Genomic DNA, 15,322 nt, shown 5'->3' with positions numbered 1-15,322 from the left:
ATCTGTGGATAAACCTGTGTTTATCCACAACGAAGAACTTAAAATGTCGAAAACTTAATCTTCTGGATATTCAAAACGGTAGCCTACGCCATAAACAGCTTGTACCCATTCATGACGATTTCCGGTTTCCGCTGCTTCAGATATTTTACGACGTAAGTTCTTGATATGACTATCAATAACACGGTCAGCAACATCAAAACTATCTGGGTTAATATGGTCTAAAAGTTGCGCTCTAGAATAGACTTGTCCCAAATGTTCGAGGAAAAGCTCTAAAAGACGGAATTCAGTTGGCGTTAAATTCAACGATTTTTGTTGATACCAGATACGTTGTTGTGCTTTATCAATACGAAATAAGTCATTGGCTTCAGGTTCAGCTTTACGTTCCAAACGGCGTAATACCGCTTGTACACGTGCCACCAACTCTTTTGGGCTAAAAGGTTTACAGACATAGTCATCTGCTCCCATATTTAAACCCAAGACACGATCGATTTCTTCAGTTCGTGCAGTCACCATGATAATCGGTAAGTCGGTTTGCTCACGCACTTTACGGCAAATGGTCAAACCATCCATACGCGGGACCATCAAATCCAACACCATTAAACTTGGCTTGCGTTGCAGGAAGCTGTCATACGCTTCTTGACCATCATGAAACATACTGACTTCAAAGCCCGCTGCTTCTAGATAATCCCGCACCAATTGCGCAAGTTCAACTTCATCCTCTACCAGCATGATATGCTTCATGTTGTACTATTCCTTTTAAACTTTAGTATGTTTTGAAAATGTCAGTTTGCAACGCAAACCGCCTAATGGCGAATGATCAAAAGTAAGCTGACCACCGAGTGTTTGTGCAATTTTACCTGATAAAGCCAATCCCAATCCTGTACCGCCTGTACTACGTGTACGTGAATTATCCACACGATAGAAACGTTCGCCCAAGTGTACAATCTGTTCATCACTCAAACCCAATGGGCTATCATCAACGATCACACTCCAAGAATCTGCATCTTGCTCTGTATGCACTTGGACTTCACCACCTGCTTCAGTATAGCGAATACTATTTCCAAGTAAGTTGACCATAATTTGCTTAAAGCGATCTATATCTAATTGTAATTTCGCTCCCTCACCTGTGGCTGAAATTGTTAAATCAGCCTGTTCAAATTTAGGTTTAAAATTCTCGATTTCCTGTAAAACCACCAACCAAGGATCAATTTCTGCAAAGTAGCATTTTAATTGTTGTGCTTCAGCTTGCGCCAAATCGGCTAAATCCTGTGTGAGCTTTTTCAAGCTCGTGACCTGACGTAACATCGCTTCAAAATGTTCTGGTGTCGGCTTGCGAATTCCATCCTGCATGGCTTCAATCTGTGCTTGCAATACTGCCAATGGCGTTTTTAACTCATGTGAAGTATCTGCAACCCACTGACGGCGTGATGTTTCATGCTGGTCGAGAATGACAGCCAGTTGATTTAACTCTGTTGACAAGTCTCCTAATTCATCATTGCGGTTAATCACCACTTGATGCTGGTAGTTACCTTTGGTTAATTCGCGAGTTGCGTTCAATAAACGTTGAATCGGTGTTTTAAAATAAGTCGCCAATAACAATGCGGCAACCAAGCTTGATAAGAAGGTGAAGATATAAATCAGCACTAAATAACGCTTTTGATTACTAAAGAAGTTAATACTCAGCGCATCATCCTGATCTAAAACTGGTTTTAAACCCAAGTAACCGACCACTTCGTCATTGACTAAAATCGGACGATAAGACACCTGGTCATCTGACGGTTCACCTAAAATAAACTGTTGTTTTGCATCATATAAAGAAAGTCGTGAACTCAGCCCCAAACGGTCAGGCAATGACACAAATATCTTTTTGCCATTCTGCGGATTTACCGTTCGCATCGGATCTCGCGTTGGCGCTTCTTTCGCTACAGAAGCTGATGCTTCCTGTCCCGCTGAAAGATGCCCCTTGTCTTTGCCTATAGGCGGTTTATTTCCTTTACGATCTGAGGGTCTATATAAGTTTTGATTTGAACTAAGCGGAAATTTCAAACCTTCAAAGGGTTGATAAGCTGAGGGTAAATTTTCTTCGAGAATTTTCAGTTCTTCTTTATCCAGTTGAGACTTATGAACGGCACCGTCCGTTTGTCCCAAAGTCGCCACCATCGTATGTTCTTTAAAGTAGCGTTGCTGTAAAGCGATATCATACTGGCGACGTAGCCACCAGCGTGATAATTTATCATAATCATCAGGCGCAGCATCACCTTCAATTTGCAAAATCTGTGCTTGAACCGCGTTACCCCAGTCTTGATAGACTCCATATACATCTGCCAAGTTTTCGATCAGATGATCAAGTTTCTGCATTTCAACATCTGCAACATATCTGGCAAAGTTCTTTTGCATGGTCCAATGTAAAACACCCAAGCTCACTGTTGTAATGACTAAAGTTGTCAATAAAACGGTCAGAAATAAGCGTAATGCAATGGGAACTCGACGTATTTTCAAAACTGGTCTCACGTTTTTCTTCTCATTTCAACATTGTACCCAACAGTTGCTCAAAATTCTCTCCATTGTTTCTACATCATTATTATTTAATCTTTACTGTATCAACAGAACATCAAAATATTCATTGGAGTAGTAACAATGAAAGCAATGACAAAAATCGCACTGGTATCAGCAAGTATTTTAACTGCAGGGGCTTTGACGGCCTGTCAATCCAATCCTGGTCCTAAAGAAGGTCCAGATGGCCGTCCAATGATGCATGGTGGACATCATAAAATGTCACCAGAACAACGCGAAGAAATGAAACAGAAACGTGCTCAACATAAAGCGTTACGCCAACAAATGCAAAAAGCCTGTGATGGCAAAGCAATTGGTCAAACGGTTCAGGTGACAGCAGGTCAGCAAAATATTAATGGTACATGTAATATCGTATTCAAGCCTGATCACAAGGCGATGAAAGAAATGAAACAGGATTACCGTCGTGATGGAGAACAACGTGGCCGTATGATGCATCATGAAGGACCACGTATGAAAGACATGACCGAAGAGCAACGTGCTCAAATTAAGCAAGAATTTGCACAAAAACGTGCAGAACGTAAAGCACAGTGGGATGCGATTCAAAAATCATGTGCAGGCCAAACTGATGGCAAGGCAATTCAAGTAAAAATGAATGACAAAATCATCGATGGTAAATGCGTTGTTAAATTCCAGCCAGAATTTAAAGCAGGCGAAAACATGCCCATAATGCCATCAAAAGTTTAATCTATCTCGGCTAAATATAAAAAACGACCCAAAAGGGTCGTTTTTTATTTGTCACGATATTTTACTTGAATTTACTTGGAATTATCCGAAATCAAAGCCACTTGTTGGGCATAATTTAATAACTTAAGTTTAGAAGCCGCTAATTCTTCAGCAGTGGCTTGGCGGGTGATATCCCGATGAATACGCAATACATGCTGACGTAAAGAATGACTTTCTGCAGCATTGTAAGATTTACAGAATTCTTTAATTGCAGGATCACGCTGTTCAATCATTCGATCAACCCAACGATCCAATTGCGCCAACTTTTTAATCCCTTGTTTAGGGGTTAAATAAGACAAAATGATGGCTTCATCTTCATTACGCAAAAGCTTACCAATCCGTTGAAATTGACGGCGACGTGCTTCAAAAGATGTGATCAATTGCACATCAAGCAAAGCCTCAATCAACCGATCTTCAACAGGTAAAGATTCAATTTGTTTCTTCGACAACTCTGCGAGTTGTTCACCTAAAGCAGCCATACGTTGTACAGCTTTTTTCTGTTCGGTTTTACTTGCACGCCCTTCTAAAGACTCAAAATCATCTTCAGTAAAACGTTGCGGACGACGTGCCACGATTATTCTGCCTCGTAAAATTTATCTGCGAACAGTGCTTGAACTTCAGACAAAGCTTTTTCTTCATCTGCACCATCAATCACTAGACGCAAGGTGGTTCCTTTACCAGCTCCGAGCATAAGTAAAGAAAGGATATTCTTGGCATCGACTAACTTGTCACCCTTACCAATTTGAATAGAGCATTTAAATTTAGTCGTGACTTCGATTAGTTTTCCAGATGCACGCGCATGTAATCCTAATTTATTAATTACGTCAACAGTTGTGTCAATCATGACCAGTGCTTCATTTCTCTATGTAATACCTGAATAGTCCATTTCGACTCAAGAGCCTTTTTCAACCTATCCACAATATAAACCGAACGATGTTGCCCCCCCGTACAGCCAATTGACACTGTAATATAGTGACGATGACCTTCCGAAAAAGCAGGCAACCACTTATTTAAAAACTGATAGATGTCTTGATACATCTCATTTGCTTGCTCGCTGGCTTCTAAAAATTTACGTACTGGTTCATCTAAACCCGAATATTTACGTAACTCTAAATCCCAATGTGGATTCGGCAAATGCCTTACATCAAAAACAAAATCTGCATCTAATGGAATACCATGTTTATAACCAAAAGATTGCAAAATTAAAATGAGTTTATCGGACTGTCCCAGTTTGGACAATAAGGTATCTTTTAAATCGTGTACACTTTTATCCGTTGTATCGATATGTACTGTTGCTCGCAGTTGAATTGGGAGCAATAAATTTTTTTCTTCTTGAATACATTCATTCAAACTTTGGAAGCGGTTTGATAAAGGATGTGGACGTCGCGATGCACTAAAACGCGAAATCAACTCCTGATCACGAGTCGTTAAATAAATAACGTCTACACTACCATGTTTCTGTAACTGTTGAAAAACCTGATCAAAACCTTGTAAATCTTCTTTGGCACTTCGAACATCGACACCGAGTGCCAATAACTCTAAATTGTTTTCTCTATCCAGCTTTTCAACGATTTCAGGAAGCAATGCCAAAGGCAAATTATCGATACAGTAATAACCCAAATCTTCAAGCACCTGCAAAGCAGATGATTTACCTGAACCAGACTGTCCTGTTACGATAAGTATGCGCTTCATGGCATGGCGATCCTAAAAGCAAAGTTTATGTAAAATGTTTTACTTGTAAATTGTCAATCAGACGAGTCTTGCCTAATTTCGCTGCAACAAACAATACAACATCTTGGTCGAATTGTTCAACTTTTTGCAACGCTGGGCTACGTGCTTCGACATAATCCACAATTAACCCTGCATCATTTAAACTTTCACAAATTTGTGCCAAGACATCTGCAAGTGCTTTACCTGCATGTAAATCTTGTTCAGCAGTCGTTAAGCTCTTAAAAATAACAGGAGCTGTTTGACGATCTTGTTCAGATAAGTAACCATTACGAGAACTTAAGGCCAAACCATCTTCAGCACGTGCAATTGGTACACCAATCACTTCAATTGGCATATTCAAATCACGAACAACCTGCTTAATCACAGCCAATTGTTGATAATCTTTCTGTCCAAAAAATGCAAAGTTCGGCTGTACAATATTAAACAATTTGGTGACAACGACAGCGACACCATCAAAATGACCGGGACGTTGTAAACCGCACAAATCATTGGTAATTTCGCCTACACTGATATTGGTTAAGCGCGGGAATTTACCATACATTTGTTCCACAGAAGGTGCAAAAACAATGTCGCAACCCACTTCAGCAAGTAAATTACTGTCTTGCTCAAGTGTACGAGGATAATTATCAAAATCTTCATTCGGTCCAAATTGGATTGGATTGACGAAAATACTGACCACCACCACATCACATAATTTACGAGCTTCACGAACCAGATTTAAGTGGCCTTGATGTAGATTTCCCATCGTCGGTACAAAACCAATGATTTTACGTGCCGATCGAGCAGGCTGAAGTGATGCTGTTAATCCTTGAATGGTCGTTTCTGTTTTCATGTTTACAGCTCTACTTGGAAAGTATGTTCTTTGGCAGGGAATGATTGCTCTTGTACAGCAACATGATATGCCTTGAATGCATCCACGATTGCAGTTTCCCCTGCTTGTTCTTTCATAAAATTACGTACAAAACGTGCCACTTTACCAAACGTCAAACCAAGCATATCTTGCACCACAAGTACTTGACCATCGGTATCTGCACCAGCACCAATGCCAATCACAGGAACGTGTGGGAATAATTCAGCAATTTCTTTACCCATCTGTGCCGGAACACATTCGAGCAATAACACAGCGGCACCTGCCTCGACTACAGCTTTACAGTCCGCAATCAGTTGATCTGCTGATTCACGTGTTTTCGCTTGTAATTTATAACCACCAAAAACATGCACCGATTGTGGTGTTAAACCCAAATGTACACAAACAGGAATACCATTTCGTGTCAAAACTTCTACAGTTTCAGCCAGCCACTCACCGCCCTCAATTTTCACCATTTGAGCGCCCGCTTGCATCACGGTTTTTGAATTGAGCAACGCATCATTGAGCGTGGCATAACTCATAAAGGGTAAATCACACAGGACAAACGCATGTTGATTTGCACGACGTACAGCAGCAGTATGATAGGCCATATCTGCAACAGTCACAGGCAAGGTAGAATCATGCCCTTGGATTGTCATCCCTAAAGAGTCACCAATCAAAATGGTGTCAATCTCAGCAACTTCCATACCTTTTGCCATACTTGCATCATAGCAAGTTAAGCATGAAAATTTACGTCCCTGAGTTTTGAATTGTCTTAAATCACTTAGGCTAATCATGACGATATTCCTCTATCAATGAGAGTTCCTCTGCCCATTCAATCCTTTAATCAGCCCATGACTGATCTGCTAAAACACTAAGGGTTGAATGTTGCACGAAATCTAACTTTTGCAATGATTGTCCATTGACTTGAAGCTCAGGATCGAGATCCAACAATGGAATCACCACAAAATCACGCTCTAAAATACCAATATGCGGTACTGTGAGCCGCTCATTTATAATGTTTTTTTCAGCATAAAGCAAAAGATCTAAATCTAAAGTACGCTCACCCCAACGGCGTAAACGTACTCGACCCGATTCATTTTCAATACCTTGCAACTCATCCAGCAAGGCCAAAGGCGCTAAATCAGTGTGTAATTCTGCAACTGCATTGTGATAATTTGGCTGATCTTGAGGCCCCATCGGTGGGCTTTGATACAGCTTTGAAACAGTAACAACACCTAAGTTTCTGAGTTTTTCTACAGCTTCCCGTAGAATTTGCTCAGAATCACCTAAATTACTGCCTAAACCAATATAGGTTTTAATCATGATTGGGTCGGTCCAAAAATCACACTGCTTAAATCACGTTGTACGCGTCTACGCTTGGTGATTGGATGATCCGCTGTAATCTCGCCTTTGTTTACTGCCGTTCGAGCATCACTTCTACTTCTAAAATCTTGAGATGATGTTGAGTTTGGTTTAGCCCGTGAACGACGGCTACGAGATTCTTGTTCTTTCACCAATGGTTCAATTTGCATGGAAGCTGTTGCTTTTACATCTTCAACAGGGGCAACTTCAGCAAGTTTCTTACGACTCTTGGCACGCTGACGATTATAACTGCCAATTGCACGTTCTTTCTCATCAGTCGACATGTCTTGGTAAGCTTCCCACCATGCACCCATGCCATTGGTAGAAGCATCACCTGACTTCTCTCTCAACAGCAAGAAATCAAATCCTGCACGGAAACGTGCATGACCCGAAAGCGCTTCAATCTGTTGTGGTTTCGGGTTGAGCAAACGACTTTGCATTTCCCAGACTTCACGAATAAAGGTTTCGGCAAAACGAGGAATAATGGTTCGTGTCGCTTGACGTTTTAACACATCTAAGCCTGCTTGAGCTCGTGCTTCTGCAGCAACAACACCTTTAGCATGGTAGAAATCACAACGCGCTAAGAAATTATTCCAAAGCAATACCGCATAGAAAAATGCAGGATTAATGGTTTTACCCATTTGAATCCGTTGATCAGTATTTTTCGCTGCACGCTCTATAAATTGGGTAATCTCAGGGCTAATATCAGCAAATAATTGCTTCCAAATACCAAATTCAATCAACATCGGCATCACACGATGCAAATGCCCCATGGTGAATAATTTTTGCGACTCATCATATAAACGATGCGGAGAAACATCACGCAGCAATTGTGTCATTTCTTGGGTAAAAACGTCTAATATTTTAGGATCTATACTAAAATTTAACTTCGCAGCAAAACGTAATGTACGCAACATCCGTACTGGATCTTCTTCAAAACGAAGTGCTGGATCACCCAATAGTCTTAAAGTTTTGGTTTTTATATCATCAATAGCATTACAAAAATCGAGCACTTCCCCTTTTCGAGGTTGGTAATACATGGCATTAATGGAAAAATCACGTCGAGCAAAATCTTGCTCTATTGTTCCCCAATTGTTGTCACGTAAAATCATCCCTTGTGCAGAGGTAATGGCTTTTTTCGGTGGGGCACGGAATGTCGCCACCTCAATCAATTCACGACCTGAATACACATGTGCCAATTCAAAACGTCGCCCAATAATTCGGCAACGACGACCAAATACCTCTTTCACCTGTGAAGGTGTTGCATTGGTCACAGCATCGTAGTCTTTCGGATTTAAGCCAAGCATTAAATCACGTACACCACCACCGACTATATAAGCTTCATAGCCAGCTTTAGTTAAAGAATCAATAACATCTAAAATGGAGGAAGGTAATTGAGCGGTGGATAACCCACACTTTGACGCACGCAAAGTTTGCAAAAGACACTGTCTCCTACGTCAGGACGTAAAAATCATAATTGTGCTAATGATATCGCTTACACAGCTAAAGGGCAATTTGATTCTCGCAAACTTCACTTGAATTTATGGACTATTGATAATTCGTCGATCTACAGGCTCTTAAACCCATCATAAACTCAGTCGTGCCCTATTCTGCTCGAAAAGTTTCTCGCCAATCCCTTTGACCTTTTTTAAGTCATCGATACTTTTAAATCCGCCATTCTGATTGCGATAAGCAATAATCGCCTGTGCTTTCTTTGCTCCCACACCCGTGAGCTGTTGTAATTGCTCGACACTTGCAGAGTTTAAACTGACTTTTAAAGCTGAGCTGTTTAAAGATTGAGTAGGTGATGATGGGCCTTTGTGATTGCTATTCGATGGTGATGTTTGGCTATTCGGTCGCGAAAGATAGTATTGATCATCGACTTTTTTTAATTGTGCATCATGGGCCTGTTGTTGTGCTTTCCAGTTGAGATAAGCTTGATCAAACTGTTGTGCATACAAGCTCAAGGAGCAACTCAAAAGCACCAATAAAAAAGATAATTTAATTAGTTTTACTACACGATTAAAATAAAAATACTGATTACTCATTGCTAACCTTTGATTTTAATTGTTGCTTTGCCTGGTCCCAAAGGAGATCCATTTCTTCTAAAGACGCATCTTCTAATCTTTTATTTTTAAAATTGATTTGATCTTCAATATAAGCAAAGCGAGATTTAAATTTATAAATGGTTCCTAACAGCGCCATCTCACTTGAAATGCCTAGTTTACGCCCTACATTGATTAAAGAAAATAAACAATCACCAAATTCTTCCATAATTTCATCAGGTTTTTCCGATTGCAGCGCCTCTTCAAACTCTGCCAATTCTTCTTTGACTTTATCGTAGGCCTGCGCCACATCAGGAAAATCAAAGCCTACTTTTGCGACATTTTTTTGAATGTTTTCTGCCTGAGATAAAGCGGGACCATGTTTTACCGCATCTAATCGAGATTGAGTTTTGCCCTGTTTTTCTTGTTGTTTAATTTCCTGCCACAACACCGACACTTGTTCAGGGGTTAAATTATCAAATTGTTGTTTTTGGAAAACATGTGGATGGCGTCGGATCAATTTTTGACAAAGTACATCGACAACATCGTTAAAATCAAAAGCCCCCTGCTCACTGTACATCTGTGATTGAAAAACCACTTGTAGCAATAAATCACCTAATTCATTTTTAATTTCATCTATATCACCAGAACGTACTGCTTCTTCCACTTCATATGCTTCTTCAATCGCATAGTGCGTTAAACTTTCAGGTGTCTGTTCACGATCCCAAGGGCATTCTGCACGTAATTGTTTCATGATGGCGAATAGCTGTTGCATTTTATGTCCTTTAAGATCAATAACAAATGACTGCACAACACTTGTTGTTATGCATATTTTATGTTCAACTCTTTGCAATCAAAATAAACTAAAAAGGATGCTGCAATGAGTCAAAGCATATTCATTAGTGGTGCTGCGCAAGGGATTGGGGCTGCGATTGCACGTCTATTCTACCAACAAGGTTATCAAGTTGGTATTTATGATATCAATGAAGCGCAGGCTCAAATTTTAGCAGATCAATTGGGTGACAATGCCAAAGCGGGCAAATTAGATGTGAGCGATTATGCACAATGGCAAACCGCGCTTAAAGAATTTTCTCAATGGGCAAATGGCCTCAACATTTTAGTCAATAATGCTGGGATTCTTTATTCTGGAGATTTTGAAAAAACTCAGATTAGTGACCATCACCGCACAATCAATATCAATGTCAATGGCGTTTTAAATGGCTGTCATGCCGCACTTCCCTATCTGAAAGAAGCAAAATTTGCGCGTATCATCAATCTTTCCTCAGCATCAGCCATTTATGGACAAGCAGACTTAGTCTCTTATTCTGCCAGTAAATTTGCCGTACGCGGTATTACAGAAGGGCTAGATATCGAATGGCAAAAATACGGCATTCGTGTACTGGATGTGATGCCGCTTTTTGTCCAAACAGCGATGGTGACAGACATGGATGCAGGCGCGATTCAAAATATTGGAGTCAGTCTCACGCCCCAAGATGTTGCCGAACAAGTGTTTGCCTTAGTCAAAGCCAAAGGAAGCATCTTAACGGCTACGCATACGCCTGTGGGATTTAAGACCAAAATTATGTTCCAACTGTCTGCAATCAGCCCCCAGTTTGTCAATCGTTTAGCCAATTTACTGCTCACCAAAAAATAATTTTTGCTCGCCTATAGGTCATAAAACAATTATGGCGTATAGGCTTAGCCCATTTATATTGATATAAAAATATTTTAGATTTTGATTGTAATGCCGCCTTATGGAAAGCGCCTATTTCGCTTCCTGACAGCTTTGTAATTTTTGTTTTTGTTATTTTAATTTATAGTTTTGTTTCCAATGTGCAAATGGAATAAACAATGAAAAAAACACTCCTAACAATAACCATACTTGCATCAAGTACAATCCTAACTGCTGCCCCACTGAGCACTACTGAACTAAAAAGTATGGATTGTGCTGCGCTTGCTGTTGAAAAAGCCAATGCAAGCCGCGTGCTCTCCTCTTCTGAAACTAAGGCAACGGGCAAAACCATTAGTAAATGGGCGGGTCTTGCAAGTAGTGCTTTAAATGCTTTTGGTGGGGGCTCTGATACAGTATCCAAAGCTGGAGGCTTTGCCAATAAGGTCTCGACTGAGTCAGATCCTGGTCAAGTCGATACTCAACTTATGACTGATGCTCAAGCCAACATAGAAAATATCGCCATTTACCAAAACTCAAAAAAATGTAGCGTGTAATTTTTATAGGGTGATTTCAAATCAAAAAAACCTGCATTGTGCAGGTTTTTTTGAAATAAATGAGGTCAGAACAGCGAACTAATTGCCTTGAACCAAGCGTCGAGCACTGATAATGCCAGGCTGTTGTTCCAATCTCGCCAAGAGGCGAGACAATTGTGCCAAGCCTTTCACTTCAATCAACAATTTCATATTGGCAATACCATCTGCTTCAGAAATCGTATTCACCTGACGGATATTGATCTGATCTGAAAAAATCACTTGGGTCAAATCTTTTAACAAACCACGGCGATCATACGCTTCCACCACAATTTGCACACTTTGCCCACGTGTCGGTTGCATTTCCCAATCTGCTTCAACCGCACGATCAGGTTCTAACTTGATCATGCGCATATAATCTGGGCATGCAACCTTGTGAATACTAACACCACGATTCAATGTGATATATCCAGCAATCGATTCACCATGAACGGGCTGACAACATTGTGCAATATGTAATTCAACATTGTCCAAACCATCAATTAAAATTCCATGCGCCGACAAGGTATGACTTGCGCGTGGATTTAATGTTGGTTTTAAAACTAACTCTGGTTCATCCTGATCTAAGTGCATGTGGCGATTGACTTGATTGATCAAGGCATGCAGGCTAATTTCCCCACTCACCAATGACACAAGAATGTCATCCCCAGTTTTCACATTGAAATGATTACAATAATCACTTAAATCAATACTTTTCGGGTGAATCGCTAAACGTGAAAGTTCTTTATTGAGCAACTCACGCCCAACTTCCAAATTTTTACTGCGATCTTGTTGTCTAAACCAGTGGCGCAACTTGTCACGCGCACGTGCTGTTTTAATATAACCCAAAGAGTTAACCAACCAATCACGATTGGGTTCTCGATCTTTCTTGGTTAAAATCTCAACCTGTTCGCCTGTTTTTAAGGTATAGGTTAACGGCACATAGCGTTGGTTGACCCGTGATGCATAGCACTTATTGCCGACCTCGGTATGCACATGATAAGCAAAATCAAGCACCGTCGATCCGCGTGGTAATTCTTTAATATCCCCATCACGACTAAACACATAGATTTTTTCAAAACCTTCAAAATCTTGAATTTGTTCAAAATCTTCTGTTTCATCTTCATTGGGATGCGCACTGGTTTCGGTACGTTCTTGATAATGTTCAAGCACTGCACGTAAAGAATGCAAACGATGATTAAATGAATAGTCAGTGGTTTTCGAGCCTTCTTTATAATTGAAGTGTGAACATACCCCCAACTCTGCTTCTTCATGCATTTCTTTGGTTCGGATCTGGATTTCCAAGGATTTATTTTCTGCAATCACCGCAGTATGCAAAGAGCGATAACCATTGGCTTTTGGGTTGGTAATATAGTCATCGAACTGATGAGGAATATGACGCCAAATTTGATGCACAATGCCTAAAGCGTGATAACACTCTGCGACAGATTTAACCAAGACGCGTAACGCGCGAATATCATAAAGCTGATCAAAACTCAGATTTTTACTCTTCATTTTGCGGTAGATCGAATAAATATGTTTTACCCGACCTGAAATCTCGGCCTCGATATCATGCCCAGCCAGCTCATTCTTGAGTTTATCCACTACAAACTGGATATATTGTTCACGCTCTAGACGCTTTTCATTGAGTAAAGAAGCAATCTCTTTATAACGTTCTGGTGCCAAATAACGGAAAGCAAGATCTTCGAGCTCCCACTTTAATTGCGCAATGCCTAAACGATGCGCCAAAGGCGAATAGATGGTGAGAATTTCTCGTGCAACACGCTCTTGACGTTCTTTTGAAGAGTGCGCCAATTCACGTAAAGCAAAGGTACGTTCAGCCAGTTTAATCAAGACCACACGAACATCTTCTGTCACAGAAATCAACATCTTGTAGATGCCCGTCAGGTGTTCACGCTGATTATTATTAAAGTGATCTTCTAAACGTTTATTCTTTTCAATCAGTTCAGAAAGTTTACCCATCGCCAAAGTGCCTTTGACAAGGTTGTAAACCTGCTCACCGCATTGTTGCTGTATTTCCTCTAAAGTCGTGAGATCTTCACGCACACTACGATAAAGCACAGCTGCTGCCAGCGTATCTTCATCGACATGTAAATGCGCGAGAATATCGGCCATTCCAATGCCTGTTGCAAAGGTATTGGTTCTGGAATTTACTGTGGTCGCCAATTCTTTTTGTAATACTAATTGCGCGACTTCTTCTAACTGCTTAAGTTCAGCACCGTCTAAAATTCCACGCACTCGATCTAGCCAAGTTGCTAGAGCCTGTTGCGCTTCATCGGCATGTTCTACAGTCGCTTCCTCTGATAGCTCATTGAGCTGATCAGGAAGTTGCTCACGTACTGTGACCATACCCTACTCCTCTAACTCTATATTTCATTATAAATCGTTTATCTCTAATTTCTTTTCAAACAAAGCAATCGATTCTACATGCCCTGTGTGCGTAAACATGTCCATCACACCTGCTTTAGTGAGCTGATAACCATGTTGTACCAAAATTCCAGCATCTCTCGCCAATGTTGCGGGATTACACGACACATAAACGATTCTTTGCGCACCAAATTTGGGCAAATAATGCATAACTTGTTCTGCACCCGCACGAGGAGGGTCAATCAATAATGCATCAAATCCTTGATTTGCCCAAGAATAATGCGAAAAGTCTTTTGTTAAATCTTGTGAATAGAATTTAACATTGCTTATACGATTGTTCAGTGCATTTTCTGTACCACGCTTCACCATCGCTTCGCTACCTTCAACAGCAATGACTTTTCCTGTAGCACCCACACGTTTAGCGAGCGGCAGAGAAAAATTCCCCAATCCACAAAATAAATCCAAAACAGTTTCACCTGCTTTCAACTCAAGCAAATCACATGCCAGATTAACCATCTGCGGATTTACAGTGGGATTCACTTGGGTAAAATCTGTTGGATTAAACGCAAACTCAATATCAAAATCTTTTAAACGGTAATGCAAATGCATGTCTGCCTGAGCACCATCTAGACGTTGTACACTTTCCACACCCGCAGGTTGCAAATACAACTGCCACTGTTTCTGTAACGCATATTGTTGCAATAGGTTGACATCATGGGCTTTTAATTTTTCAGTATGGCGAACCAATAATGAAATTTCGCTATCGCCTTTGGCTAATTCTATATGACCAATGCTGCTTTTGCCTTTTAGACTTTCGAGTAATGCCTTGATTTCAGGTAAAGCCTGATCTAATTCAATATCTAAAATTTTACAGGTTTCAATTGCAGTTAAGTGGTTGCTCTGTGCTTCACGAAAACCCATCAGTAATTTATTTTGTTTAGCTAAATAACGCACCCCTATTCGGGCTTTATGTCGATAGTCGGTACGTGTTGAACGCAATGGCGCTAACCACTGTTCAGGTACTAAGCCCGCAAAGTGGCTGAGATGTGACTTTAAAACATCTTGTTTTAAGCGAATTTGCTCATCTGGATGAATATGTTGCATATTGCATCCACCGCAAGTACCAAAATGTGGGCAGATCGGTTGAATACGATGTGGATTTGGCTCACTAAGTAATTCAATACTGTCCGCTTCTTCAAGTTTGGATACTTGACGCGTCACTTGAGCTTTTACGATTTCACCAGGCAGTGCATAGCGAATAAAAACTTTTTTACCCTGCTTTTCACTTGGATGATTGAGTTCTGTACCATAATGCGCAATCCCTCGCCCTTCGTGTGACAATCTTTCAACTTTAAAAATATATTGTGGAAGCTGAGATGGTCGAGGTTTGGCTCTATGTTTCAAAGGG

General features: G+C 40.5%; 16 protein-coding genes. 3 read left to right on the top strand and 13 right to left on the bottom strand.

Annotated features, from left to right (window positions below; all coding sequences use genetic code 11):
- Positions 1-54 precede the first annotated feature (54 nt).
- Together FHR28_RS01885 and baeS are read right to left on the bottom strand one after the other, a co-directional pair.
- Positions 55-741, bottom strand: coding sequence for a response regulator (locus FHR28_RS01885; RefSeq protein WP_004725942.1), 687 nt, complete (start codon positions 739-741; stop codon positions 55-57).
- 15 nt (positions 742-756) lie between these two features.
- A complete protein-coding gene (gene baeS / locus FHR28_RS01880; protein WP_151956592.1) occupies positions 757-2,499 on the bottom strand; it encodes a sensor histidine kinase efflux regulator BaeS in 1,743 nt (580 codons plus the stop codon).
- Positions 2,500-2,637: 138 nt separating this feature from the next.
- Here baeS and FHR28_RS01875 point away from each other — a divergent pair, with 138 nt between their 5' ends.
- Complete coding sequence (locus tag FHR28_RS01875) at positions 2,638-3,258, top strand: hypothetical protein (protein WP_166781819.1); 621 nt, start codon at positions 2,638-2,640, stop codon at positions 3,256-3,258.
- A 71-nt stretch (positions 3,259-3,329) separates the two neighbouring features.
- Here the strand turns inward: FHR28_RS01875 and yjgA are convergent, their stop codons facing one another.
- From yjgA to mazG, 9 genes are all read right to left on the bottom strand, one after another.
- Positions 3,330-3,869 (bottom strand): ribosome biogenesis factor YjgA, encoded by a 540-nt coding sequence (gene yjgA / locus FHR28_RS01870; protein WP_004725935.1) that lies wholly within the window; start codon positions 3,867-3,869, stop codon positions 3,330-3,332.
- A 2-nt stretch (positions 3,870-3,871) separates the two neighbouring features.
- Positions 3,872-4,141, bottom strand: coding sequence for an HPr family phosphocarrier protein (locus tag FHR28_RS01865; protein ID WP_004725933.1), 270 nt, complete (start codon positions 4,139-4,141; stop codon positions 3,872-3,874).
- Positions 4,138-4,989, bottom strand: a complete 852-nt coding sequence (rapZ, locus tag FHR28_RS01860; protein ID WP_004725931.1) for an RNase adapter RapZ — start codon at positions 4,987-4,989, stop codon at positions 4,138-4,140. The genes FHR28_RS01865 and rapZ overlap by 4 nt, the downstream gene beginning before the upstream one ends.
- 25 nt (positions 4,990-5,014) lie before the next feature.
- Entirely contained in the window at positions 5,015-5,860 is an 846-nt protein-coding gene (panC, locus tag FHR28_RS01855) for a pantoate--beta-alanine ligase (protein WP_166781818.1), read from the bottom strand.
- Positions 5,861-5,862: 2 nt separating this feature from the next.
- On the bottom strand, positions 5,863-6,672 hold the full coding sequence (panB, locus tag FHR28_RS01850) for a 3-methyl-2-oxobutanoate hydroxymethyltransferase (RefSeq protein ID WP_004725927.1): 810 nt from the start codon (positions 6,670-6,672) through the stop codon (positions 5,863-5,865).
- Between the two features lie 46 nt (positions 6,673-6,718).
- Positions 6,719-7,204 carry a 2-amino-4-hydroxy-6-hydroxymethyldihydropteridine diphosphokinase gene (folK, locus tag FHR28_RS01845; RefSeq protein ID WP_105714384.1) on the bottom strand — a complete coding sequence of 162 codons (486 nt, stop codon included), beginning with the start codon at positions 7,202-7,204 and terminating at the stop codon, positions 6,719-6,721.
- Positions 7,198-8,679: a polynucleotide adenylyltransferase PcnB gene (gene pcnB / locus FHR28_RS01840; RefSeq protein WP_166781817.1), complete on the bottom strand. Its 1,482-nt coding sequence runs from the start codon at positions 8,677-8,679 to the stop codon at positions 7,198-7,200. The genes folK and pcnB overlap by 7 nt, the downstream gene beginning before the upstream one ends.
- 147 nt (positions 8,680-8,826) lie before the next feature.
- Positions 8,827-9,288, bottom strand: a complete 462-nt coding sequence (locus tag FHR28_RS01835) for a ComEA family DNA-binding protein (RefSeq protein ID WP_166781816.1) — start codon at positions 9,286-9,288, stop codon at positions 8,827-8,829.
- On the bottom strand, positions 9,281-10,060 hold the full coding sequence (gene mazG, locus FHR28_RS01830) for a nucleoside triphosphate pyrophosphohydrolase (RefSeq protein WP_166781815.1): 780 nt from the start codon (positions 10,058-10,060) through the stop codon (positions 9,281-9,283). Before mazG ends, FHR28_RS01835 begins: the two co-directional genes overlap by 8 nt.
- Positions 10,061-10,165: 105 nt before the next feature.
- Between mazG and FHR28_RS01825 the strand changes: the two genes are divergently transcribed.
- Positions 10,166-10,939, top strand: coding sequence for an SDR family oxidoreductase (locus FHR28_RS01825; RefSeq protein WP_166781814.1), 774 nt, complete (start codon positions 10,166-10,168; stop codon positions 10,937-10,939).
- A 197-nt stretch (positions 10,940-11,136) separates the two neighbouring features.
- On the top strand, positions 11,137-11,511 hold the full coding sequence (locus FHR28_RS01820) for a hypothetical protein (RefSeq protein WP_166781813.1): 375 nt from the start codon (positions 11,137-11,139) through the stop codon (positions 11,509-11,511).
- Between the two features lie 78 nt (positions 11,512-11,589).
- On the opposite strand, the gene FHR28_RS01815 is transcribed toward FHR28_RS01820, so the two are convergent.
- Together FHR28_RS01815 and rlmD are read right to left on the bottom strand one after the other, a co-directional pair.
- On the bottom strand, positions 11,590-13,896 hold the full coding sequence (locus tag FHR28_RS01815; protein ID WP_004725915.1) for a RelA/SpoT family protein: 2,307 nt from the start codon (positions 13,894-13,896) through the stop codon (positions 11,590-11,592).
- A gap of 27 nt (positions 13,897-13,923) precedes the next feature.
- Positions 13,924-15,318 carry a 23S rRNA (uracil(1939)-C(5))-methyltransferase RlmD gene (gene rlmD / locus FHR28_RS01810; protein ID WP_105714386.1) on the bottom strand — a complete coding sequence of 465 codons (1,395 nt, stop codon included), beginning with the start codon at positions 15,316-15,318 and terminating at the stop codon, positions 13,924-13,926.
- Positions 15,319-15,322 lie beyond the last annotated feature (4 nt).

The organism is Acinetobacter sp. BIGb0196 (genome assembly GCF_011759595.1).
Taxonomy (GTDB): domain Bacteria; phylum Pseudomonadota; class Gammaproteobacteria; order Pseudomonadales; family Moraxellaceae; genus Acinetobacter; species Acinetobacter guillouiae.
This window is presented reverse-complemented; position numbering and strand designations above follow the sequence as displayed.

Bases quoted from the DNA above. Each gene is read 5' to 3' on its own strand.
- FHR28_RS01820 (WP_166781813.1), top strand. From the start codon at position 11,137: ATGAAAAAAACACTCCTAACAATAACCATACTTGCATCAAGTACAATC.
- rapZ (WP_004725931.1), bottom strand. From the start codon at position 4,989: ATGAAGCGCATACTTATCGTAACAGGACAGTCTGGTTCAGGTAAATCA.
- FHR28_RS01865 (WP_004725933.1), bottom strand. From the start codon at position 4,141: ATGATTGACACAACTGTTGACGTAATTAATAAATTAGGATTACATGCG.
- FHR28_RS01875 (WP_166781819.1), top strand. From the start codon at position 2,638: ATGAAAGCAATGACAAAAATCGCACTGGTATCAGCAAGTATTTTAACT.
- FHR28_RS01835 (WP_166781816.1), bottom strand. From the start codon at position 9,288: ATGAGTAATCAGTATTTTTATTTTAATCGTGTAGTAAAACTAATTAAA.
- FHR28_RS01825 (WP_166781814.1), top strand. From the start codon at position 10,166: ATGAGTCAAAGCATATTCATTAGTGGTGCTGCGCAAGGGATTGGGGCT.
- panB (WP_004725927.1), bottom strand. From the start codon at position 6,672: ATGATTAGCCTAAGTGATTTAAGACAATTCAAAACTCAGGGACGTAAA.
- FHR28_RS01815 (WP_004725915.1), bottom strand. From the start codon at position 13,896: ATGGTCACAGTACGTGAGCAACTTCCTGATCAGCTCAATGAGCTATCA.
- FHR28_RS01885 (WP_004725942.1), bottom strand. From the start codon at position 741: ATGAAGCATATCATGCTGGTAGAGGATGAAGTTGAACTTGCGCAATTG.
- panC (WP_166781818.1), bottom strand. From the start codon at position 5,860: ATGAAAACAGAAACGACCATTCAAGGATTAACAGCATCACTTCAGCCT.
- mazG (WP_166781815.1), bottom strand. From the start codon at position 10,060: ATGCAACAGCTATTCGCCATCATGAAACAATTACGTGCAGAATGCCCT.